Here is a 22,941-nt window from a genome sequence, read left to right as displayed (position 1 = left end):
TCATGACACTGAAAGGAACGAAACCGTGAACAAACGCGAACAACTCGCTCAATGGACCTCGTTAGTTGCTGACACCGGCGATTTGGAAATGATCGCCCAACTACAGCCCGAAGACGCCACCACCAACCCTTCCCTGCTACTCGCTGCCGCCCGTGACGAACGTTACCGTGACCTGTTGCAGCAGGCCGCCGACCTCAGCCGCGCCTTGGGCCATCAAGGTGAAATGGACTGGCTCACCGATACTTATGCCTGCTTGGCCGGTCAGGCCATTTTGGAACGCGTGCCGGGTCTTGTCTCCAGTGAAGTGGACGCTCGCCTTTCTTTTGATACCCGCGCCACCGTGGAAAAAGGGCGTCGTTTGATCGCGATTTACCGCGAGCTCAACGTGGACCCAAGTCGCATCCTGATCAAGGTCGCCGCCAGCTGGGAAGGGGTTCGTGCCGTTGAGATTCTGGAAGAAGAAGGCATCCGCTGTAATGTGACACTGGTCTTCAACCAAACCCAGGCACTGGCAGCAGCCGAAGCTGGCGCCACACTAATCTCTCCTTTCGTGGGCCGCATTTTCGACTGGCACCGCAAAAACGGCATGGTCATCGACACCCCTGAACAAGATCCCGGCGTGCTCTCGGTGCGAGATATTTTCTCAACCTTCAAGGCACGTGGCCTGGATACTATTGTTATGGGCGCTAGCTTTCGCAACGCTGGGCAAATCGAAGCCTTGGCCGGCTGCGACAAGCTTACACTCAGCCCTTCCCTACTTGAGGAACTAGCAGCGGATAACGGCGGTCTCAAACGCATACTGGACTCCGAACTGGTAGCCCCACAGGACGACTGGGTACCGGTGAACGAAGCCGCATTTCGCTGGCAGCTCAACGACGATGCCATGGCCAGCGACTTGCTCGCCGACGGAATCCGCCGTTTTGCTAAAGACCAGCACGCGCTGGAAACCTTACTCATTGAAGAGGGGGTCATTTGAACTGGCTGAACCGATTGTTTCGCCCCGAAAGCGACACACCAAAGTATTCCGAACACGACTTGCACCGCGCTGCTGCCGCCTTGCTATTGGAGGTAGCGCGCACCGATGGCACCGTGGACCAGGCAGAAACCCAACGTCTGGTCATCGCGGTCAAACAACGCTGGCAGCTGGATAGCCAAGAAATGCAGGATATCGTCTCTGAGCTGGAAAACCGGGTAGATCAAGCCACCGATCTATTTGAGTTCACTCTGCCGCTACGTGAACACTGGGGGCCAGAACAACGAGTAGCGCTGATCGATGAAATGTGGGCCATGGCCGCTGCCGACGGCAAGGCCGATGTTCACGAGGAGCACTTGATCCGCCGGGTTAGCGATCTGCTCTATGTCTCCCACGGAGATTATATTCGCGCAAAATTCAAAGCCACCCGTATCGAGGCTTGATCTGCACAGGCGGCTGGCAAGCCTCTACCAGCCGTCCTCCTCATACTCATCATTGAGTTCTGAATCACGGGTCTCAATCTCAGGGAATCGTAATGACGGCCGATCACCGCTTTCGAAGCGCCGACGTTGCAGGTACGCATTGCGCAAAAAGGTATAACGATCGCCAACAATATTGCGTTCCAGATCCAGCAAATCCGCTCTTAAATCCACCACATATGCCGCGGTGAAACTGTAGCGTGTGCGATCGTGGGAAATGTAGTGTCGCAAGCGCATGTAATCTTCCGGCAAGATGGCCGCAGTGTCCCGCCCTGTGGACGGCCCAAAGAACGGTAACACCATATAAGGGCCTTCTGGCACTCCCCAGTGTGCTAACGTCAGCCCCAAGTCGCTATTGTGCTTCTCCAAATCGACCTTGCTGGCCACATCAAACAAACCACCAATACCCAGCGTAGTATTAACCGCAAACCGCCCCCAGTTCTGTCCCACGTGCCCCCAGCGCCACTGCAACACATTATTCAAGCCGCTACGGAAATCACGAAGATTCTCATAGAAGCGGGTAATAGTGTCGTTCATCCACTGTGGCGTGACCCTCTTATAACCTTTGGCGACGGGTTTCAGGCCATATTTATCCAAGGCTTCATTGAAGGCAAAAATCTTGCGATTGATGTCTTCCCAAGGGTCTTCATAATTGGGCTTGCTATCCGGCGAGTCGAATGCGGTGGAGCCATCTCCCCAGTCTTCTTCCGCCTGAACAGCCAATGGCAGACACAGCAGCAGGCTCAGCAATAGATAACGCACAAACACCCCAAAAAGTAGTGGACTACCGTAGTATAGCCGTGCCCTGCAGCTCAAAACAGAGGCCCTGAAAAAGGGTTACTGAACATCGACAGATTTTACACACTTATCCTTGCTCAGCCCTGTAATGCCGGCTGATTCAGCACCGTAAAAGCCGCCATCAGCGGCCCCTTTACTGGCGACTCGATGAAGCTCCTATAAGGATATCCCTCTCGCACATTTGTTGCAGAATATCACGGGCAAACACCTCCAAGGCCGCCACATCCGCAAACTGCATTTCTTCGGCAAGGCGCGCCACTGCCACTTTACCGGTATCCTCAGGATACTCATTAATCAACTGCAAGAGTCTCGCCGTTGGCGCGTTGATTTCCATAAAGCGAACGTCATCTTTCCGGTCACGATAAACCAATAGCCAGACCGGCTGTTCAAGCGCGTGCTGTGGCTGAAAATCAGCGCAGATTTGGTGTACAGGGAACGGGTAACTCAATATCTCATGTAAGGGACTAAGCTGCAGGATCGCTTGGAGGAGATCTCCCTCGGGGTAAAATTCGGTGTCTGGGAATGTCTCGGTGGAAGCATCAAGCACCAGCTCCATCCACTCGTAGTGGGCTAGCTCCAACATAAAAACGGGGTCACCGGGCTCGCTGCCCTGCCCGCTCGCCAGAAAACTGACAAACTCTTGAGGAATCTGCAGGAAATACGGGGTCTTGCTGGTGTGATTTTCAAAAAAAGACCGAGCCAACCGCAGCCAACGCTCGTCATCTAGCAAACTGTGTAATACCGGGAACCCTTGGCGCAGAAAGCCATTCACATTATTGAAAAATAGGTTGCGGTAAATATCCAAACGTCGATCTTCAATACCCGCAGGCGCAGGGTGCCTGTTCGGGTTACGTAAGTGCGCGGCCAATTCACGCTGTAGTCTCTGGAAATTTTTGTCTTTCATGGTTGCGCAGGCTTTTGCCAATCCACTGACTTGATCGCTGCGCTGGGATAAAGCTGCTGGTAACCACCGATCTTGCGAAGCTCAGCAAACAAGGTCGCATTGTCCGGAATATTAAAGTCTCTCTCCAACAATGTAGGGAGCGAGCCAAATGTCTGGTAAGCATGATCAAGAAGCGCCCAAACAGGATCAATCACATCACTACCATGAGTATCCACTTTCAAGTCTTCTGCTTCATCAAAATGACCGGCGATGTGCAGATAACAAATCCGTTCACCCGGCAAGGCGGAAATGAAATCAAGAGGATCGTAGCCATGATTAATACCATTCACATAGGCATTATTCACATCCAACAGCAGTTCACAGTTTGCTTCTTTCAATACCGCATTCACAAAATCGATTTCAGACATCTGTGCGCCCAGAGCCGCATTTCCTAACTGGGCATAATAACTGACATGTTCAATACCAATAGGTTGTTCAAGGAAGTCTTGAACCTGACGAATACGATCCGCCACGTAATACACCGCCTCCTGCGTAAAGGGGATAGGCATCAAATCATAGAGATGACCGTGGTCACTGCAGTAACTCAAGTGTTCTGTATAGCGGCGAATGTTGTGTTGTTTAAGAAACGACTTCACCGATTTCAATAATTCAAAATCCAGGGGCTCTGGCCCACCCAGTGACAGACTCAGCCCGTGAGCAACAAAAGGATAGCGCTCGGTAAAAGCACGGAACTCTTTACCCAGTCGACCGCCCATGGGGATCCAGTTCTCTGGGGCCACTTCCATAAAATCGAACGGAATGCTCTCTGGTGCGTAATCATGAGCCTGTGAAAGCGGGCCCATAAGGGCCCGCCGAAGACCCAGGCCCACACCGGACACTGGTGTCTCAACTTTCATAGTCGGGTGCCTTTATGCATCACCGCCGCATTTACCCTCACCACATTTTCCTTCGCCTTTCTTATCTTCGCCCTTTTTATCTTCGCCACATTTACCTTCAGCCCCCTTCTCACCGCAGTTTCCTTCAGCTTTCTTGTCTTCACCGCACTTACCCTCACCACACTTACCTTCAGCGTGATGGGCCGCTAGCTGATAACCGGCACTCAGGTCAGCAGCCGCAAACGGGTTTTCCGCTGCGTGGGCAACGGGTGCAGACAATGCAGACGCAACAACAGCAGCACCAACGGTAGCAGCAAGGGGGTTTAATTTTCTCAACTTAGCCATGTTCATTCTCCGTATTTATTCATTAAGGAATCAAAAACGCCCTGACCCAGACACTATAGGGATGCTGACGTGAGGTAAACGTTACGGCTGCAGGACTAAAAAACAAAAGGCCACAAAATGCGGCCTTTTTGAGGAAAAAGTAAATCGCGTAACGCTTATTTAATACGATTCACAATCACACTGCCTATAGAGTAACCGGCCCCGAAAGAACAGATCACCCCTTTGGTGTCCACCGGCAAATCTTCATTGTGCTTGTGGAAAGCGATAATAGAACCTGCCGAACTGGTATTGGCATAAGCATCCAAAATCACCGGTGCTTCTTCGCGAGTGGCTGGACGCCCCAGCACACGCTTAGAAATCAACTCGTTCATTGCCAAGTTGGCCTGGTGTAGCCACATTCGGTTAACAGACTCTACCGGAATTTGGGTATCTTTCAGGTGAGAACTGATCTGTTCCGCAACCATCGGGCAGACCTCCCTGAACACCTTTCGCCCTTCTTGGCGGAACAGTTTGTCACGGGCACCGACGCCGCGTTCATCGGTTCGATTCAAAAAACCAAAATTATTACGAATGTTGCTGGAAAATTTGGTCTGCAGGCGGGTACCCAAAATTTCCCATTGATTACTGGATACAGCATCTTCCTTGCGCTCAAGAATCACCGCAGTGGCCACATCTCCAAAAATGAAGTGGCAGTCACGGTCTTCCCAGGCCAAGTGAGCAGAACAGATTTCCGGGTTCACCATAAGTACCCGCCGGGCGCTACCATTACGGATGGCATCTACCCCCGCCTGAATACCGAAAGTGGCACTGGAACACGCCACGTTCATATCGTAGCCCCAACCGTGATCCATGCCCAAAGCCGCCTGCACCTCCACGGCCATGGCTGGGTAGGGACGCTGCATGTTAGAACAAGCAACCAGCACCGCATCTAAATCGTTGGCTTTTAGGCCCGCATTGTCTAGCGCCTGCTTGGCGGCGGTAACAGCGATTTCAGCCTGAATAGACACCTCATCATCGGTGCGCTCGTCTATTCGGGGAGCGAGGCGATCAGGGTCGAGGACACCCGTTTTGTCAATCACATAGCGTTGTTTAATCCCGGAGGCTTTTTCAATGAAAGCACTATTGGATGGGCCCAAAGCTTCCAATTCACCCGCTTCGATAGCTTGTGCGTTGCGGGCATTATAGCGCTTCACATATTCGTTGAAGGATTCCACCAACTCATCGTTAGTGATGGTCTGGTCCGGCGTCCACAGGCCGGTACCACTGATTACCACGGAATAGCTCACAAGCAAGTCCTCACACTAATTGCAGGGCCAGCTGCCCTGCTACAGCACATTAAATAATGGATCGATTATCCGGGTTCAACGGGCGCGGCGCAAAGGCAGTAGGGCCCATTTTATTGGTTGTTACGGTCGTTACGCGGCGCGTAGCGCCTTCCTTTACAGCATAAGAACGCCACCGTGGATCACGTTCAGCGCATATTAACCCCGTTCAGCATAGCTCCCACTGTTTATTCAGCCGCTTCGCCGACACTGATAGCTTGGTGCCCAGCTGTTGCGCAAAGAGGCTGACCCGGTATTCCTGTAACATCCAGAAATACTGTTGAAGAGGCTCAGACTGCTTCCAGAGCGGAACGCCAGCGGCACGGGTCTCGTGTTGTTTACTATACGCCTCCAGTTCAGCACTGAGGGTGCGATCCTTGCCTATTTGCCCCCCCAGTTTTTCCAGGCGGTGATCAATCGCCGCCAGTAACCGGGGGTATTCCTGCAGCCACTCCCACGGCATTTGCAGCAATACATCATCGGGAAACAGGCAGGCCAGTTGCTGTTTAATATCCCGATGAGCATGGGCCCAGGCCAATGGAAAATTCTTTTCTAACTTGCCCATCAGCTGCCGGTAATGGGCGAAGAGTTTACCCATAATGCTCAATTGTTGCTGCGCCCAAGGCACAAAGTCACCACGATGGTCGTTGAGCCGATCCCGGAACGCGGCCTCACTGCGCACCGGCTCGTGTAGCTGAAAATGCTCAGCCAACACGCGTAGCAAGGCGTGATCCAGTGCCTGACGCGCCATGACTCCCTTCTCGGTTTTCAGCTTTTGAAACCCCGCCATTTGCGCAGCCTGCTTACGCAGGTCTCGTAGCTGCACGGTCAATTTGAACCCCAGGAGGCGAGCTGTGCCCCAACGATGCGCCCACGCTGCATCGGCTTCGTCATCAAGAAACTGCTGCTCCACGTCATTGCCGGTATCGACAAGGGCCGGGAAACGTCGCACCGTCATGCCGCCCAAATCCTGCTCCTGACTCTCTGGAATATCCCCAAACAACCATTCCTGGCCACGCACTGCCGGTGTCTCTTGTTTGGGTTTGGGCAAGTCTCGGGTGACACTGACCAGGCGATCTTTCACCTCCCCCAGGTTACGCCCTTGAGCCAGCACCTTGCGGTGACCATCTACACGGTCCACCACCTGAATAAACATACGCAGATGGTCGGCCAGGTTAGCGGTCTGCCACTCCTCTTGTTCGATGCGCAGACCGCTCATGCGTTGCAGCTCGCGGGTCATGGCCGGAAGCAACGGCTCATCCGGCGACAGAGTTTCCATCAAGGCACTGACATAATCCGGTACTGGGACAAAATGCCGGCGCCGTGCTTTTGGCAAGGCACGAATCAAGGCCTCCAGCTTTTCACGCAGCAAACCAGGCACCAACCAATCCAGGCGAGATTCTGATATCTGATTCAACGCCGCCAGCGGCACAATCAGAGTGACCCCATCCCGCTCGCCGGTCGGGTCGAAACTGTATTCCAACGGCAGACGAAGTCCATCGAGCTTGAGTTGATCAGGGAACTGATCATTGCCCAAATCCGGGCTACGGGAGAGCAGAAAACCATCGTCCATGAACAAGGCCTCTTTCTGCTCTGCAGTCGCACGCTTGTTATACCAATTCATCAGCCCGGCCACGGTATGAATATCGCCGGGCAAGCGCGCATCGTAGAACGCCACCCTTGCCTCTTCATCCACGAGAATGTCCCTGCGACGAAGTTTATGCTCCATGTCTTCCAGGGTTTCAAAGCGCTCTCGGTTTGCTTTCACAAACGGTGGCTCACGATGCAGGTGCCCCATGACCAGGCCTTCACGAATCATCAGCTCCCGGGATTCCACCGGCTGAATCGGCCCGTAATTTACGCCCCGCCCACTGGCCAAAATCAGACCGAAAAGATTGACCTGCTCCTTGGCCATGGCGCAGCCGCGCTTTTTCGACCAATGCGGTTCGAAATAGTGACGTTTGAGCAAATGCCCGGCGGCCTCCTCAACCCACAGCGGATCGATTTTTGCTACCGTCCGCGCAAATAAGCGGCTGGTTTCCACCTGCTCTGCAGCCATCAGCCAGCGTGCCTTGGTTCTCGATAACGCCGACCCCGGCCACACCAACGGTTTACGGTTACGGGTTGAAAGCCACTCGCCCTCTTCGGTGCGCTGCATAACATTGGCCAACAAGCCAGTCAGCAACGCCTTGTGCAACGGCGCATATAGCGGTGACGGAGATGCTTTGGCCGCGCTTTTATTGTTTGCATTATCCGGCTCGGTTAACGATAAACCTGAATCAATCGGCACATTAAGCGTCCAGCCTTGCTCTTTGGCCAGCAACAAAAGTTGGCGATGGGTATCACGCCATTCGCGCATACGCGTGGGAGACAGGAAGGTTTTCTTGAGCAGCTTTTCGTATTGGTTACGGCTCAGGGCTTCTCGCTGTGCATCCGCCCACTGCCACAGCTTCACGAAGAACAGAAAATCCGATTCCTTCTCGGTAAATGGCTGGTGGGCTTGATCCGCCTGCTGCTGTTTATCGTGAGGCCGCTCGCGGGGGTCTTGAGTCGCCAGTGCTGAAACTACAATCAGAGCTTCACGCAGCACGTTCTTCTCTGCTGCCGCCACCAGCATTCGGCCCAGTGTCGGGTCCAGTGGGAAGCGGGCCAGTTGTCGGCCCAGGGCGGTCAACGTCTGCTTTTCCGTTAGCGCACCGAGTTCATCCAGCAACCGATAACCGTCCCGAACCAAACGACCGTCCGGTGGCTCAATAAAGGGAAAGTCTTCCACCTTGCCCAATCGAAGATCTGACATTTGCAGAATGACAGCACCGAGATTGGTACGCTGAATTTCCGGGTCGGTGAACGCCGGGCGATTAAGAAAATCGTCCTCATCATACAAACGGAAACAAATGCCGGGCATCACCCGCCCACTTCGCCCTGCCCGCTGGTTGGCACTGGCCTGGCTCACCGGCTCCACAGGCAAACGCTGCACCTTAGAATGCACGCTATAGCGGCTGATACGGGCGGTGCCTGCATCAATCACATAGCGAATGCCCGGTACCGTTAACGACGTTTCTGCCACATTGGTACTGAGTACCACGCGGCGACCACGATGTGCTGAGAATATGCGGTGCTGCTCAGCCTGGCTAAGACGAGCATAGAGCGGCAAAATTTCCATATCACGCAAGCTGGAGCCATGGGTGGCGCAGCGTTTCAGGTGATGATGGACATCACGAATGTCCCGTTCGCCGGCCAGAAACACCAGCACGTCCCGAGCCATCGGCAAACCTTCACTGCGCTCTTCTCGTTGAATTTCCAACAGAACGTCTTCAATCTGGCGAGACAGCTCCTGCCCTTCCGCTGGTGGCCGATAGCGCATTTCCACCGGAAAGGTTCGACCGGACACTTCCAGCACCGGGGCGCCCCCAAAGTGTTCAGCAAAGCGCTGATGGTCGATGGTGGCCGAGGTAATAATGACTTTCAGATCAGGCCGGCGCGGTAGTAACTGCTTGAGGTAACCCAACAAGAAGTCGATATTCAGGCTACGTTCATGGGCTTCATCAATAATCAGCGTATCGTACTGATTCAAAAACCGATCTTGCTGAATTTCATTGAGCAGCATGCCATCGGTTAGCACCTTGATTAACGAATGCTCGCCCACCTGTTCAGAAAAGCGCACCTTGAAACCCACCGTGCTACCCAGTGGGCTATGCAATTCTTCAGCCACCCGGCTGGCCACCGCCCTCGCGGCCAGTCGACGAGGCTGGGTATGCCCAATGGTGCCTTCGATACCCCGGCCCAGCTCCAAACAAATCTTGGGAAGCTGGGTGGTTTTACCGGACCCGGTTTCCCCGGCAATTACCACCACTTGATGATCGTTAATCGCTTGCTTTATCTCATCGCGGCTGGCCACCACCGGCAAATCCGGCCACTCAAGAGCGGGCACCGAGGCCAACCGTTGTTCGCGGCCAGCCACAGAACTGGCGATAGCCGTGGCGACTTTATCCACCGCCTTGTCATTGCGTTTCTTGGCAGGCAGGCGTGCCAGGCCATCAAGGCGTTTTTTAAGACGAAAACGGTCAGCCCGGCGTACTTTGTCGAGTTGCTCGTAAAGCGATTTCAGGGTGTCGGTCATTTAAATACCGCTGTGCGAGAGCGCTTCTGGAGCGACAAACCAGAGGAGAAAACTTTCTCCTGACAACGTTCGCGCCTCGAGAGCCGCGCTCCTACAGATAAAAAATGGATGTTCATGCTGCTATTGTGCGTGAAGCCACCTACGACCTTTCTCAGTCAACCCGCCTTTAGCAATGGCCAAAAAGGCCGTACTGGGCTCGGAGGTTTCCACCTGAACCTTAAATCGCATTAACTCGTCACGGCGGAAAGCATGAATTTCCAAAGATTCTCCAGGCAGGAAACATGACAGTAAATCATCGATATTTTGAGTGGTCGCCTGCAGACCATCCACGGCAATAATCACATCACCGGCAGATAACCCGGCTGCCATGGCAGCACCTTGTTCAAAAGCCACCGCAATCTTCGCGCCCATCACATCGGGCACCAGCCGAACGCCCAGATGAGGGACCCCCTCTTTACCCGGCTTGCCACCGTTATCAGCATGCCCCGCGGCACTGCGCCAGTGTAGCTCCACGCCACGCTCGGCCAACAGTTCAGCTAACGGCAGGTCCTCAGTGCTGTACAGCGCCAGATCGAAAAAATCGCTCATGTCGGTGCCGGCGATTTCTTCAGCAAGTGGCTGGATTCCCTGCTCAGGGACGCCTTCACCGGTCTGACCGTAGCGCTGCCACAACACGCGCATCAGGTCGTCCAACGATGTCTGCTCGCCGGTCAGATTACGCAGGGTCAAATCCAGCGCCAGCGCCACCAATGAGCCCTTGGTGTAATAGCTGACAATGGCGTTCGGGGCGTTTTCGTCCTGTTTGTAGAAGCGAGTCCAGGCATCAAAACTGGACTCGGTCACCGTTTGTCTGTGACGCCCCTGACCGCGGTAAACCCGAGTCAGTGTCTGCCCTAACAGCTCCAGGTAGCTTTGTGGCGAGACCAGCCCAGTTCGCGTCAAAGACAGATCATCGTAGTAACTGGTAATCCCTTCAAAGGCCCACAGTAATTCTGTGTGCACTTCCTGTGACAAATCAAAGGGAGTAAACGCCGCAGGTTTTATCCGTTTTATGTTCCAGGTATGAAAATACTCATGGCTGCACAACCCTAAATACGAGCGATAACCATCGCGGACTTTGCCCGGTTCATCACTACGGCGAGGTAAATCATCACGGGGGCACATCAGGCTAGTGGAGTTACGGTGCTCCAGCCCACCATAGCCATTGCCGGTAACCAGCGTCATAAAGACGTAGCGATCCATCGGCGCCGGCTCACCGAACATGCGAATGTGGTGCTCGCAAATCGGTTTCAGATCGCGACACAAGCGTGCTGTGTCTGTCTTGTGTCGGCCTGCCAACACTACCCAATGAGGCACTCCGCAAGCCTCAAACTGGGCGTATTCGAACGGCCCCATTTCTACTGGGTAATCGATCAAGGCATCGTAGTTTTCGGCCTCAAACAGGCCGAAAGCCAGCTCGGAACCGGACTGACGCGGCAGCCCGGTGGCCACCTGCCAACCAGTATAGGCATGCCCTTGCGGGGCTTCGATCTCTACCTGGCAAGGTTGATCTTCATGGCCCATGGCCGCGAGAAAAACACAGCTACCATTGAAATAGCCGTGGGTGGTATCCAGGTGCGCGCCGCGTACCGACAGATCCCACGCATATACTTGATATTGCAGTTGCACCGGCCCGTCGCAGGGAGGCAGCTGCCAGGTCTGTTTGTCTCGCTTGGCCACTGGCAGGCTTTCGCCATGACAGCGGGCTTGCACATGAACAATGTGACGGGCGAAATCGCGAATCATATAGCTGCCAGGAATCCAAGCGGGCAGGCTAAAGGCCTGCCCTTCTGGCATCGGCTCCGCCACCGTCAGGGTAACTTCGAACAAATGCGCCTCTGGGCGCAAGGGGCGAATCCGATATTCAATCATGAAAACTCCTGACAATAATTCCTGAAACAGCACCGGGGGCCTCTGGCCCCCGGTCGATGATGAAAGAGAAACACACTCAATTCATCTCATGCTTAACCATACGTACCACAACGTCATTGGCAACACCCATTGTAATGGCTTACAGATCACCAAGATTAATCGTGATGGATTTCGCTCACCATAATAGCCCTTCCAGCGAGAGGCGGTACAGATTGAAAACGAGAAGACGGTTAAAAATCAGGCTCATAGATGAGATTCTAAGCCACCAAAGTAAGCGTGCGCCCATGACCCCAGCGAATCACGGAGCTGATTATCATTGACCTGTGCGCGACCCGTGCCTGGTCAACAGACATCGCCTGCCCAATGATCTTTGGCACGAGCGCAATGATTAATCATAACGTTATGCGTTGAACAGGCAATTAACCCCGTTACGCCAACCACGAAAACCATCAGGAGATTTTTTATTCTTGCTATCATGATTCTTCATCGCTGAGATGTCTTGACCTTGCCTCGGCAATAGCGCAGGTTTTGCTCAGCCGGAGAACATTATGAGCGAACAAATGATCTATCACACTACGGATGACAACCATGTCATCGCCATCCATTATTGGCCCTGCAAAGCTCAAGCGAGCAAGGGAACAGTAATTTGGCTACACGGCATGTCGGAACATGGCGCTCGCTACCAAAACCTTGCCAGCATATTGAATGCGGCCGGCTGGCATCTCTATTGCCCTGATCATCGTGGCCATGGCGCCAGCATCAGTGATACCTGCCCCGCCGGACACATTGGTGACCAGCACGGTTGGCAGCACCTGATGAACGATGTTGCCAGCGTGATTCATCTTGCTAAAGAAAAGCACCCACAGTTGCCCGTAGTACTGGGCGGACACAGTATGGGCTCATTTGTTGCGTTGGGCGCGGCAGAGCAGCTTGGGGATACCTTAGCCGGCCTAGTCTTGTGTGCTAGTGATTATCATCCTGGCGCTTACTATCGCCTGATGGGCCTACCCGTACGATTCGAACGTATGCGTCAGGGTAAACGTCATCCCAGCCCGGTGATACGCAAGCTCACCTTCGGCACCTGGGCCACCCGGATACCAGAAGCCACTACCGAGTTCGACTGGCTGAGCGGGAACCCCGAAGAAGTGAAACGCTATATCGACGACCCACTCTGTGGATTCGATTGCAGTACGGAGACATGGATGCAACTGGTTACCGCCATGCGCCGCATTCAAAGTATTGCCGGCTTGTCCGAGCTACCAGAAACGCTGCCGGTCTTATTACTCGGCGGCGAGCAAGATCCGATGAGCGATAATGGCAAGGGCATGATGGCGCTAGAGAAAGTACTGCATGCTATGAAACAGCCGCTCCAGACCCATTTCTGGCCTGAAGGCCGGCATGAGATTCTTAACGATCATTGTCGTGCTGAAGTGGAGCAAGCAATTATCGACTGGCTAGCAGAATGCACTGAGTAATCTGATACAAGTAGTATTCACCCTACTAAGCTACAGACAGACATAAAAAAACCGGGCATTAAGCCCGGTTTTTTATAAAACACTGACGTTACTTGAATAAGCTGTTCTTAATGTCTTTCAGACCATCCAAGGTGCTATCCCAAGTTTTTTCCACACTATCTTTCACGTCTTCCCAACGGGTATTGCTGTCGTTGCGCACCTCTTCCAGCCGCGCAGCCAGCTCCTCACGTTTTTCCTTTAATTCCAGCTTGCGAGTTTCCCACTTGTGGCGGACATCTTCACCTGCTTTGTCCGCTTTGACTTGCAGTTGATCAAATTCATTGTCCAACTCGTCCAGCTTGCCTTTTACCTTTTCGATGAAAGTGTTGCGGTCCATCACAATCTCCTTCAATGAGTGGTACCACATACAATGGGGCTCTCCTCCAGCTTTTCCATGGCCCCGTTGTAAAATCAACGTTAAAGCTCGGGCTGCTTCTGTTCCCCCAACGCTGACACATAACCCAAGTATCGAGTCTTAATTTCTCGCACGTATTTCACTGGCTCCCTGCCTCGCACATAGCCATAACGAGCCTGCTGGGCATATTGAGGCTTGGATAACAGCAGCATGGCCTCTTCTACATGACCGAACCACTTGTCAGGATTCTTACCCAGCCGTTGCGCCAGGCGACGTGCATCTTCCACATGGCCATGGCCTGCATTGTACGCAGCCAAGGTAAAGTAGAGTTTTTCCGCCAGGTCTAACCGCGCAGGAAAACGCTGCTCAAGCCAATCTATATACGCTAGGCCTGCAGACACTCCATTCTCCGGATCGGTCAAATTGCTGTACCCAAATTGCCTACCTGTGCGTGGCATTACCTGCAACAATCCTTGGGCGCCGGCGAAAGAACGAGCGTTTGGGTTAAACCGACTTTCTTGGTACATCTGCGAGGTGATTAAACGCCAGTCCAAGCCATATTCAAGCGATTTCTCCCGCACTAAATCATCATACGGGGAGATATTACGGCCTGGCTCCACCCGGTAGGCCTCATGGGCGGCGATGGTTTTCTTTTCTACGAAGTAACGATTATACGTCACGTTATAAAACAAGCCCCGGTAATTCCGCTTTATGTAATTATTCAGCTGCTTGCGCAAAATTTTCTGAGGCTCACGGGTAACCCAGGCAATCTCTTTGGCTGGTTCGAACTGGAACAAAACGGCGATATCATCTCGGTAGGTGGATTCCATGGCCGCCAGATGGCTATCGGCCATGGTCAGGTCGTACTCACCATTAGCCACACCCTCAATCAGCATTTCCGTGCTTGCCTGAAAAACTTCCTGGATATCAAACTGCAGTCCAGTCGCCTGTAGATCTTTTAGTGTGTCGTAATAAGCCGTTTCCGGATTAACTGCTACGGTACGACCAGCCAGCGCCTGCACCGATCCCAATGGCACATCGCCAGCCTCACCGATCAATTGCTCATTCACTTCTAAGTAACGCTTGCTAAACGCCCAACCAGCTAGCTGCCGATCAGAGGTAATCGTCATCGACGCAGCGATAACATCGCCCTCCCCCGCCTCCAGCGCGCTAAACATGGCAGACGGACTATCCCGGACCACTACCCGAACTCTCAAACGATGCTGCTTGGCGAAATCTTTAATCAGATCATAATCAAAGCCCATCAACTCACCACGCCACATAAAATAGCTGGCCGGGTTATTGGAAGTAATTACTCGCAATACGCCATGCTCGGCAATCATCTCCCAATCACGAGCTTCTGCACTCCCATCAGAAGCAATGATCCGCTCACTAGTAATATACTGATTGATCTGATTAAGTAACTCCGTACTACTGGGGCGAACCGCCCAAGCAATGCGGCGCTTACGATTCAACACCGGCCCCGCAACCGCTTCACCGTCCTCATCCAACAAGATGTCCAGCATATTACTGTCTACGATAGAGGCCGCAAATTCACCATTAGCCACACCATTAACCAACGCTTCATCTGATATGGAGCTATCCAGGACCTCTACGCTTATGCTTTGATGCCGTTTGGCCAGCTTAGTGGCCGTTTCCTGATAAGCGGACCCGTCCGGCACTGACACAATAAGGCTACCCATCTCAGTCAACGCCAAGTCCGCCAATGCCCGTGGCACCACCAAACGTTCTTGCACCGCATTAACAGGGGTAGAAAAAGCAAGCGTCTTCTTGCGGGCCTTGGTCACCGAATAATTGGTGATGATGATATCCGCCACTCCTTGATTGATAAGGGTGCCCAACTCAGAGAAGTTATCGGCATACACCCAGCGCGGCTCAAGTCCAAGGTATTCCACAAACGCTTCGGCCTGATGCTGATATTCACTAGCAGGAATACCGTCGCGAGGGAGACCGGACGGTTCATCAAAGCGAGGGGCCAGAAGCCGGATAAAACCACGCTCTTTCATGGCGGGCAAATCACCGGTTTCCAGGTAGTTGTCAAAGGTGCTAACAACCTCACCCACCTCTGGCTCCTTGTCACAACCGGCTAGCAGCATGAAACCGAGGCATATAAGCATAAATATGCCTAAACGCATGAGCACCCCCTTCCTTTTCTAGGGTTTATTACTTAGTTCAGAGTACCAGCCTATGAATATAGGGCAATACTCTTTAGGAAGAACTGCCGACTCAAGATCTCGAAAAACCTATCAAGTGGCATTTTCTGGCAGCAAAGGCAAACATCTAGCACTAGGGCGAAAGCCCAGCCACAGAAGGGGCGGGTAATTAACAGGAAGGGAAAAGACGCTATTTCAATAGAAATGTGGAGCAAAAAAAAAGCCCGAATCACTTGGGTTGCAACGCATTCATTTCAGAAGCATTGCAACCCGCTTGATTCAGGCTTTTTCTCTGCGCCTCATTTCTAAGGCGCAGAGACGAGCTTTTACTTAAATCGAACTATATCTCACTTACGTCCAGACTAGAATGAAGGCGAACCAACACACACGTCATGAACACGCAAGGTTTTATTGAGATTCAAAACACCACCATAGTTCAACTGGATGGAGTCAAAAGACACGTCGCTAGGCGCTAGTGCAGCAATAAAGCGCTGATCTGTGTTAGCACCCAAGCCTAGCAAGCTTAGACCCAGCAAATGCGCTTCAATTCTTTTAACTTCATGCACGATTTCGCCGTCATTAATAAACAGAATGGAAACGAAGTCGCCTAGCAGTTCCAAGCTCACCAATGAAGCAGCCGGATCGCTAACTACAAACCCAACAATGGTTTCTGAAATGTCGTTAGCTGGATCCTTGGCATCAACCGCTACATACGCGCCACTGTGTCTGGTGTTGCTAAGCAATCCACCTAATGCCAGGCCCAAGTTAACCTGTGCATAAGAGGCATTACTTCCATCAATCACAGAGTCGGCATTTTCCACAGAACAGCCCAAGCAAACACCAAACTCAAACAAACCGCCCAAGGAGTCGCCTTCTGCCGTGTAATCAGCGCTGGTCAACTGCTTAAAAGTGCTGTCAGCTGAACAGGTGAAGCCGTTGTCGTCACAAACATTACCGATGCCATCGCCATCGTCGTCTGCTTGATCTTCGTTAGCAATTTCTGGGCAGTTGTCTTCGCTGTCAATGACGCCATCACCATCGGTGTCGGTCAGATCGACTTCACCATCAAAGTCATCGTCACAAACATTACCAATACCGTCGCCATCTAGGTCAAGCTGGTCGTTATTGGCAGTATCAGGACAGTTATCGCTGCTATCGGTGCCATCGTTATCGACGCCATCACCATCACGATCTTCATCGCATACATCGCCAACAGTATCCAGGTCAATATCAGACTGGTCAGTGTTAGGCAGGCTCAAGCAGTTATCGACATCATCTAACACGGTGTCGCCATCACGATCGTCTTCGCACACATCGCCAACACCATCTGTATCTGTATCAGCTTGGTCGTTGTTAGCGGTGAATGCACAGTTGTCGTTGGCATCATCAACGCCATCGCCATCTGAGTCGTCGTCACAAACGTCGCCTTTGCCGTCGCCATCCACATCACCCTGTTCTGGGTTGAAGGTCGCTGGGCAATTATCTACGCCGTCATCGGTGCCGTCTTTGTCCTGATCGTTATCCATATCACAGGCGTCACCAACACCATCACCATCAGCGTCTTCCTGAGAATCATTCGCTAGCAGCGGGCAGTTGTCGGCATCATTATCTACGCCATCACCGTCACGATCATCGTCGCAAACATCGCCGATGCCATCGCCATCGAGATCTTCCTGCATGGCATTTGAGTTTGCGGGGCAATTATCCACGCTATCAGGCACGCCATCAGCATCTTGGTCCGCAATATTACCTACTGCGTTACCACCTCCGCCACTGCTATCGCTATCGCCATCGGCTTCACAACCAGCCAACCCCATCCCAAGAGTGGCCGCTATCATAATGCTTAATAAAACTTTCATTAAAGAGTTCATAGTATCCCTATCCCCTATTGTTCACTAACACGAAATTCAACACGACGGTTCATCGCACGCCCAGATGCAGTTTCATTACTGGCAACCGGAACCACTTCACCATACCCACGAGCGGTAAGGCGTTCTGAACTAATACCCTGATCGATCAAGTACTGGCGTACAGCCTTAGCACGACGATCAGATAAACCTTCATTGTACTCGGCACTACCGCTAGAGTCGGTATGGCCTGCGATTTCAACATCAAAGTTGGTCTGTGACTTAAGCGCTTTTACAAGACGATCCAAAATCGGACGGGAGCTCGCTGTAATATTGGCAGAATCCAGTTCAAAACCGATGTTATTGAAGGTAATGGTCTGGTTGGTTAGCAAACAGCCTTCGCCATCAACCTTGCCACCCTGAATCGTATTCGGGCACTGATCGCGATCGTCAGGGATTCCGTCCCCATCGCTATCTGGCGCACTAACTTCAACGATTTTTTCTACTTCACGGGTTTCATAGACGATTTTTTCTACTTCTACGGTCTTAGTGCGACCGAGGGGCATTTCCAAGCCAAGAGAGAAGCGCCAGTCGTTAAAACCGCCCTCATCTTCTGAGATAGTGCCCGTAATACCGTCGAAATCGTCATACATGTACCGAGCTTCAGCACGCATTTTCAAGCCGTTATCAAACATCGGACCGGTGACAGCACCCAGCCCCACATTGGCATGAAAATCAACGCCGTCATCGTCGTCTGGCACCACATCATTATAGATGCCACCGACCTGAGCCAGTACGAACGGGGTAAACTCTTCTTCGCGATCGCCAAAAGCGTAGGCTAAGCCGGTGCTTACTGTGTACTGATAGTAATCAGCAGCGCCTGCCACCCCTGAATCCAAGCCGTAGCCCGCGCCCTCAGTTTCCCACCACCAGTGGTCGGACAGCTGACGGCCATAAATCAAGCCCGCTCCCAACCCCTTGCTGGACAAATCCCTGTCTTCATCAAGCTCAAGGTAATGCACCATCGGCGCAAGATATTGCTTTGTCGCCGTTTCGTCTGCTGCATAACCTTGCGTCGCTAATGCGACACCTGCCACTAATAGTGAAGTATGTAGGCTTCCTTTCACGACACCCCCCTTGGGTATGTAAACTAGGTCACATTATTATACTGGCTATTATGCAAATAGGAAGAAAGCTATAGTACCATTTTGCCTGCATGCAAATCATTTTTTCGGCGTATCATAAAAGCCGGCAGATACTCTTATTCCTTGATACATCCAGCGCCTCACGCGCACCCAGCGTCACCCCTTATCCACTTTAACCAACACTCTAAAGCCTAGCCACTATTAGCTACGCTCGGCACGCATGCCCGCAGCTGGACTAGCCAGCAGCCATTATATGTCACGCGTCATAGTGGCATGCCTGACTGACCAGCAGATATCTGAACTAGCACATCCAACCGCCGGAAACCTTTGACGACACGCCCTATAGCCCAGCGTGCTCTCACTATTTTTGCATCAGCATTTTCATAAAGGAACCAGGAAAGCCCAACGCATACAGCTTTTCTGTCATTGTTCAGTGGGCTCATCATGGCCACCGCAAATGACAAAATAGAGAAAGTCAGAGCAGAACAAGATGAATACACACCAGGCTCGCACTAAGACACTCAGAAAAAATCACCAGAGCACCTGTTTGGCGTCGTTCCAAACGCCCCCCCTGCGGCCCCGAAGCAATGGAAGATGGCGCCTTATAGCAGCAAACACACCACTCCAACATGGCAAGAGATTGTGCACCAATTGATGTGCCGGCCCCTTGGCGCTGCTACACTGGAGCCAAGCCATTGAAGGCACCGTATTCGCCGCCGGAGATTTTCATGCGACCGCTTTTCCGATACCTCCTACCCGCTTTACCTGCCCTACTCGTTGCCGGTTGTGCCAGCACCACTGAGGTAGAAACCCGCTACACCGACGGCGGCAGCCACCCACCGCAAGACTCTTTGCTATTGGTTGCCCACACGCCAGAAGGCAACATCCGTGAAACTTGGGAATTGACCTGCAAGGATATATTTTCAAGTGATTCATTGACCGTTTTGCTCAGCCACCAAGAATTACCGTTATGGTATGAAGGCGGAAAAGAAAGCATCCTCGACTGGGCGCAAGAAAACGATGTCGACCGAATTCTTGTGGTTGAGCTTACCCACATGCTGATTGATGCCGCAGCACCGCCGACAGTCGGCAACCAGCTCAATCCCATGGGACAATTTGCCGGTGACGTGAAGCCAACTTGGCAAGTCGGCATTGGCGGTGAACTGGCCGAAGACGAGGAGCCCACAGCCCTGCGGCAACATGGCGCTGAGCTGATTAACGCCGACGGCAAGCCTCTGTGGACAGGTATCGCCACCACCCACGAAGCCAGCAACGCCGTTGCCATTGCCAAAAGCCAATGCTCGGCCCTGCGTCGCACCTTGCGCGAACAAGCTCTTGTTCCCTGATTGACCCACGTCTGTCAGGGAACGGTAAAACGGACTCTGACAACGGAAATGAACATTATGACAGGCCCTCTCCACGGACTGACTTTCATCGAACTGGCCGGCATTGGCCCCGGCCCCTTCTGCGGCATGATGCTGGCCGACATGGGCGCCACCGTCATCCGCATCGACCGTCCCGGCGGCAATCCTCACTCCGCTATTGGCCACACCGTCCTTTTTCGTAATCGCCAAAATCTAGCCGTAGACTTGAAAAGCCCCGAAGGCATCGAAACCGTACTCAAACTATGTGAGACCGCCGATGGCCTGTTCGAAGGCTTCCGTCCCGGTGTCACTGAGCGCCTGGGAGTAGGCCCGGAACAATGCCTAGCGCGCAACCCGAAGCTGGTCTACGGCCGCATGACTGGCTGGGGCCAAACCGGCCCCCTGGCCCAGGCCGCCGGCCACGACATGAACTACATCTCCCTGTCCGGCGCCCTGCATGCCATGGGCCGTGAAGGCGAAAAACCCGCCATCCCGCTCAACTTGGTAGGCGATTTTGGCGGCGGCGGTATGATGCTAGCCTTCGGCATGGTCTGCGCTGTACTGGAAGCACAGCGTAGCGGTAAAGGTCAGGTAGTGGATTCATCCATGGTGGAAGGCTCTGCCGCCCTCATGGCCATGTTCTATGGACTCAAATCCCAGGGCATGTTTACCGACAATCGCGGCACCCACATGCTCGATTCTGGCGCCCATTTCTATGAAGTGTATGAAACCGCCGACGGTAAGTATGTTTCCATCGGCAGTATCGAGCCGCAGTTCTATGCGCAACTATGCCAGCTTGCTGAGCTGCCCCCCGAAGATTTTGGCCACCAGATCAATCCGCCCAAGTGGCCAGAAATGAAACAAAAGCTCGCCGCTATCATCAAGCAAAAGACCCGAGACGAATGGTCCGCCCTCATGGAAGGCACCGATGTGTGTTTTGCGCCGGTACTCAGCCTTGAAGAAGCGCCCTCGCATCCGCATAACGTGGCTAGAGAATCGTTTGTTACCGTCAACGGCGCCGCACAACCGGCACCGACCCCGCGCTTCTCACGCACCGCTGCTGGCAAGGTCAAACCAGCCTCCACCGCTGGGGCCGACAGCCGCGCGGTATTGAGCCAAGCCGGTTTCAGTGACAGTGACATTGACCGCTTGATTGCTAGTGGTGCGGTTAAGCAGGACTGATCCCTGTCGCCGCTCCTCTAGTTGCACTGATAGTCGCACTGATAGCATGCCAGCCGGTCCACAAGCCCGGCTGGCGTGACACTCCCTACTGGAGGGACCATGAACGCAGTAATTCCCGGCACATCCCTGGCCATTCGCCCTGAAAACTTCCCTGACCCTATCGAAGATCTGCCCGTCAATGGCACCGCCAAAGCGGTACTCGCTGGCGGCTGCTTCTGGTGTGTTGAAGCGGTCTATCTAAATCTGGAAGGAGTCAATGCGGTGGTATCTGGTTATGCAGGAGGCCATGCGGCTCAGGCCAATTACGAAGCCGTTTGCACCGGTACCACCGGCCATGCGGAAGTCATTGAAGTGGAATACAACAGCGCCATCATAAGCTTTGGCGAGTTACTGAAAGTGTTTTTTTCTGTGGCCCACGATCCTACCCACAAAGACCGCCAGGGCAACGATCGAGGCACCCAGTATCGCTCCGCGGTTTTTTATCATGATAACGCCGAGAAAACCGTAGCCACGGCCTATATCGAACAGCTAAACAATGCCGGCGCTTTTATTGCGCCCATCGCCACCACCGTGGAGCCTCTGGAAACATTCTTTCCCGCCGAGGACTACCATCAGAATTTCGCCCGCCGAAACCCAACCCAAGGCTACGTTACGCATGTAGCCAAACCCAAAGTAGAAAAGCTGATTCATGCTTTCCCCGACAAACTGAAAACACGAACACCTTAACGAGACCAATCTAAGGGAGTGCCTGATGACCCAAGCACTGTCCGCCAGCGGCTTTGATCTGACGCCCCTGAGCGAAGAAGAGAAGCAGGCCCGCGCACAAACGCTGACCGAAGAAGAACGCCATATCTTGCTCAATCAGGGCACGGAACCGCCATTTTGTGGCGGGCTACTGGACAATAAAGACGCCGGCACTTATCACTGCAAGTTGTGTGACCTGCCGCTATTCGCTTCCGATGCTAAATTCGAATCTGGTACCGGCTGGCCCAGCTTTTACCAACCCTACGATCCAGAACACATCCGTGAACTGAGTGATCGCAGCCACGGCATGCTCCGCGTGGAAATCCGCTGCGCCCGCTGCGACAGCCACCAGGGTCACGTCTTTCCTGACGGCCCACCACCTACTGGCCAGCGCTACTGTCTGAATTCTGCTTCCCTAACATTCAAGGCGTAACGTCTCGTTAAAGGAGCGCTACTCTTTGCGGCGCGGTCGGCCAACTCACCGCGCCGCAAAGGCGCCTTTGAAGGTGTACACCTAAGCCTCACCAAAAGAGGCTTTTCAGGATACAAGAGTACTGAAAACTGGGCAGCTCGCACCTCGTACCTCATAGAAACGGCGGCATCGCTCGGAGCAGCGGGCCTCAGGCTCAAAGCGCATCCAGATTTGCCGTGGCATGGAGGTGCGAATGCAAAAGTGGCACCCCCGCAAACTGGCCGACATCAAACAGTAAAACGTGATTCCTTCTTGCCTGCAGCGGGCGGCCTGATAAACTAGCGCCCGCCTGCAAAATGGGCACGCCGGGATAGCTCAGTTGGTAGAGCAACTGATTCGTAATCAGTAGGTCCGCGGTTCGATTCCGCGTTCCGGCACCATTTCAGATACAAAAAAGCCGCTCCCAATCAGGAGCGG

The 22,941-nt window shown here is 53.2% G+C and carries 18 protein-coding genes and 1 tRNA gene; 8 read left to right on the top strand and 11 right to left on the bottom strand.

Annotated elements, in window-relative coordinates; genetic code table 11:
* Positions 1–25 precede the first annotated feature (25 nt).
* Positions 26–976 (top strand): transaldolase, encoded by a 951-nt coding sequence (locus Y017_RS08540; protein ID WP_011588795.1) that lies wholly within the window; start codon positions 26–28, stop codon positions 974–976.
* Positions 973–1,416: a TerB family tellurite resistance protein gene (locus Y017_RS08535; protein ID WP_035460317.1), complete on the top strand. Its 444-nt coding sequence runs from the start codon at positions 973–975 to the stop codon at positions 1,414–1,416. Before Y017_RS08540 ends, Y017_RS08535 begins: the two co-directional genes overlap by 4 nt.
* Positions 1,417–1,440: 24 nt before the next feature.
* Here the strand turns inward: Y017_RS08535 and Y017_RS08530 are convergent, their stop codons facing one another.
* The 7 genes from Y017_RS08530 to Y017_RS08500 all read right to left on the bottom strand — a co-directional run bounded on the left by Y017_RS08530 (position 1,441) and on the right by Y017_RS08500 (position 11,727).
* Positions 1,441–2,214 (bottom strand): VacJ family lipoprotein, encoded by a 774-nt coding sequence (locus Y017_RS08530; RefSeq protein WP_101235010.1) that lies wholly within the window; start codon positions 2,212–2,214, stop codon positions 1,441–1,443.
* 169 nt (positions 2,215–2,383) lie between these two features.
* On the bottom strand, positions 2,384–3,154 hold the full coding sequence (locus Y017_RS08525) for a DUF2063 domain-containing protein (protein WP_011588798.1): 771 nt from the start codon (positions 3,152–3,154) through the stop codon (positions 2,384–2,386).
* Positions 3,151–4,050 (bottom strand): DUF692 domain-containing protein, encoded by a 900-nt coding sequence (locus tag Y017_RS08520; protein ID WP_035460316.1) that lies wholly within the window; start codon positions 4,048–4,050, stop codon positions 3,151–3,153. The genes Y017_RS08525 and Y017_RS08520 overlap by 4 nt, the downstream gene beginning before the upstream one ends.
* Before the next feature lie 12 nt (positions 4,051–4,062).
* Complete coding sequence (locus tag Y017_RS08515) at positions 4,063–4,374, bottom strand: hypothetical protein (protein ID WP_035460315.1); 312 nt, start codon at positions 4,372–4,374, stop codon at positions 4,063–4,065.
* A gap of 155 nt (positions 4,375–4,529) precedes the next feature.
* The gene (locus Y017_RS08510; RefSeq protein ID WP_011588801.1) at positions 4,530–5,660 is read right to left on the bottom strand and encodes a beta-ketoacyl-ACP synthase III; all 1,131 of its coding nucleotides are present in this window, start codon (positions 5,658–5,660) and stop codon (positions 4,530–4,532) included.
* A gap of 205 nt (positions 5,661–5,865) precedes the next feature.
* Complete coding sequence (hrpA, locus tag Y017_RS08505) at positions 5,866–9,816, bottom strand: ATP-dependent RNA helicase HrpA (RefSeq protein WP_035460314.1); 3,951 nt, start codon at positions 9,814–9,816, stop codon at positions 5,866–5,868.
* Positions 9,817–9,936: 120 nt separating this feature from the next.
* On the bottom strand, positions 9,937–11,727 hold the full coding sequence (locus tag Y017_RS08500) for a M61 family metallopeptidase (protein ID WP_035460313.1): 1,791 nt from the start codon (positions 11,725–11,727) through the stop codon (positions 9,937–9,939).
* Between the two features lie 548 nt (positions 11,728–12,275).
* Here Y017_RS08500 and Y017_RS08495 point away from each other — a divergent pair.
* Complete coding sequence (locus Y017_RS08495; protein ID WP_035460312.1) at positions 12,276–13,202, top strand: alpha/beta hydrolase; 927 nt, start codon at positions 12,276–12,278, stop codon at positions 13,200–13,202.
* Positions 13,203–13,290: 88 nt separating this feature from the next.
* Here Y017_RS08495 and Y017_RS08490 read toward each other — a convergent pair whose 3' ends face one another.
* From Y017_RS08490 to Y017_RS08475, 4 genes are all read right to left on the bottom strand, one after another.
* Entirely contained in the window at positions 13,291–13,578 is a 288-nt protein-coding gene (locus tag Y017_RS08490) for a hypothetical protein (RefSeq protein WP_035460311.1), read from the bottom strand.
* An 80-nt stretch (positions 13,579–13,658) separates the two neighbouring features.
* Entirely contained in the window at positions 13,659–15,752 is a 2,094-nt protein-coding gene (locus Y017_RS08485) for a transporter substrate-binding domain-containing protein (protein ID WP_035460309.1), read from the bottom strand.
* Positions 15,753–16,132: 380 nt separating this feature from the next.
* Positions 16,133–17,629, bottom strand: a complete 1,497-nt coding sequence (locus Y017_RS08480; RefSeq protein ID WP_231483458.1) for a thrombospondin type 3 repeat-containing protein — start codon at positions 17,627–17,629, stop codon at positions 16,133–16,135.
* Positions 17,630–17,655: 26 nt separating this feature from the next.
* On the bottom strand, positions 17,656–18,744 hold the full coding sequence (locus Y017_RS08475) for an OmpA family protein (protein ID WP_011588808.1): 1,089 nt from the start codon (positions 18,742–18,744) through the stop codon (positions 17,656–17,658).
* Between the two features lie 746 nt (positions 18,745–19,490).
* On the opposite strand from Y017_RS08475, the gene Y017_RS08470 reads away from it, so the two are divergent.
* The 5 genes from Y017_RS08470 to Y017_RS08450 all read left to right on the top strand — a co-directional run bounded on the left by Y017_RS08470 (position 19,491) and on the right by Y017_RS08450 (position 22,904).
* The gene (locus Y017_RS08470; RefSeq protein ID WP_011588809.1) at positions 19,491–20,108 is read left to right on the top strand and encodes a hypothetical protein; all 618 of its coding nucleotides are present in this window, start codon (positions 19,491–19,493) and stop codon (positions 20,106–20,108) included.
* A gap of 48 nt (positions 20,109–20,156) precedes the next feature.
* Complete coding sequence (locus Y017_RS08465) at positions 20,157–21,308, top strand: CaiB/BaiF CoA-transferase family protein (protein ID WP_011588810.1); 1,152 nt, start codon at positions 20,157–20,159, stop codon at positions 21,306–21,308.
* A gap of 99 nt (positions 21,309–21,407) precedes the next feature.
* On the top strand, positions 21,408–22,034 hold the full coding sequence (msrA, locus tag Y017_RS08460) for a peptide-methionine (S)-S-oxide reductase MsrA (RefSeq protein WP_035460307.1): 627 nt from the start codon (positions 21,408–21,410) through the stop codon (positions 22,032–22,034).
* A gap of 25 nt (positions 22,035–22,059) precedes the next feature.
* On the top strand, positions 22,060–22,485 hold the full coding sequence (gene msrB, locus Y017_RS08455; RefSeq protein WP_011588812.1) for a peptide-methionine (R)-S-oxide reductase MsrB: 426 nt from the start codon (positions 22,060–22,062) through the stop codon (positions 22,483–22,485).
* Between the two features lie 343 nt (positions 22,486–22,828).
* A tRNA-Thr gene (locus Y017_RS08450) sits at positions 22,829–22,904 on the top strand.
* Positions 22,905–22,941 lie beyond the last annotated feature (37 nt).

The sequence above is a fragment of the Alcanivorax sp. 97CO-5 genome (assembly GCF_000524665.1).
Classification (GTDB): Bacteria; Pseudomonadota; Gammaproteobacteria; order Pseudomonadales; family Alcanivoracaceae; genus Alcanivorax; species Alcanivorax borkumensis.
This window is presented reverse-complemented; position numbering and strand designations above follow the sequence as displayed.